Here is a 1,272-nt window from a genome sequence, read left to right as displayed (position 1 = left end):
GAAGGACCTCTTCCCGACGCCCGTCGATGGAGGCAATGCGCCAAAAGGGCAGGCCGCATCTGCAGGGTTCCGTGGCCAGCGTCACGATGTCTGAGATTTCGTATCGAATTAGTGGCAGCGCCCGATTGGTGAGGGTCGTCACAAGGAGCTTCGCCCCGGCGGTACCGTTCGGAACCCGGCGATTGTCTGCATTCACCACTTCGAACAGGAAGGCATCTTCCGCCAAATGAAGCCCGGATGTGAGGAGACATTCGTGGGCCATCGCTCCCGCTTCGGTACACGTGTAGCTATTAGCGACGGTAGCTCCCCACGCTGCCGTTACAATCTCCCTGACGTCTATTGTCAGCGTCTCTGCGCTAGTTCGCACAAGCCTTGGCATTATCCGAAGGCGACCGGCAGCCTCTTCTTTTGCCAGCACGCGAACAAAGGAAGGGTAGGTGGAGATGACCTCAGGTTGGTGGTTGTTGAGGGTCTCCACGATATCTTCAATTCGCATCAGGACGTTTAACTTGGGCGCAGGTGGCCGGAAGGCGCGTAGCTCGGTTCCAATGCGATGGGAAATGTGGACGGCAGACGATGCGAAGATCGCTATGCTTTTAGTGGTCTCGTCGATGCCGACTATTTTTTGAAATCGCAGGGTGTTGCCGATCGCGTCAAGCCAGGCAGGTCCGTCGAAGACAGCTAGGCCTTTCTCTCCGGTCGTGCCCCCTGTGGCCGCCACCCGATACTCCCCGAGCAACGGAGAGCCAGGATCGTCTCCACCCAGGTGGTCCTCAACGAGTTTCCGGCTCAAACGCGCGTCCGTGACGATCCGATCGAAGTTTTGCATCAGCAGACGCTTGGTGAGAACGGGAAACTCCTCGAGCGGAGCCTTGCGGGCAACGAGGTCGCCGATAACTTCTCGGTAATATTGAGACGCCGCCGCTGCATGTCGCAATGTGGCTTTCAGCCGCTCGCTCTGAAGCGCAAGCAATCGTTCCCTTGGCCAAGTACAGCGACTGACAATCTTTGCCGAATGCTCTCGGAGAATATCCGCGTCCAATGTGGAAGGCTGTTGAATCGGCGACATCGCACAAGCACAGCTCTCTTTTTTTAGCGCATAGACCGTTTTCACGTTGAAAATCATTGTAGCATGGAAATTGGTCATGTGGGGTAAGTAGCTTAGCCCGGACGCCCGCCTTCAGGCGGCATCTCCCGTAGCCACGGAGAAGGTCGCTATGCGCGCTTCCATGGCCCCTTATCGCGTCGACGCAAAGCCTGACTGCAATAACC

Annotated in this window: 1 protein-coding gene; it reads right to left on the bottom strand. The window is 57.1% G+C overall.

What is annotated here, in order from left to right:
* Positions 1–1,147, bottom strand: a 1,147-nt coding sequence (locus tag AAAB35_RS27035; RefSeq protein ID WP_340671421.1) for a hypothetical protein, incomplete at its 3' end; no start/stop codon positions are given.
* Between the last annotated feature and the right edge of the window lie 125 nt (positions 1,148–1,272).

This window comes from Phyllobacterium sp. (genome assembly GCF_037994425.1).
GTDB lineage: Bacteria > Pseudomonadota > Alphaproteobacteria > Rhizobiales > Rhizobiaceae > Phyllobacterium.
The sequence above is the reverse complement of the archived record's forward strand: the minus strand, read 5'-3'. Positions and strand labels throughout refer to the sequence as shown.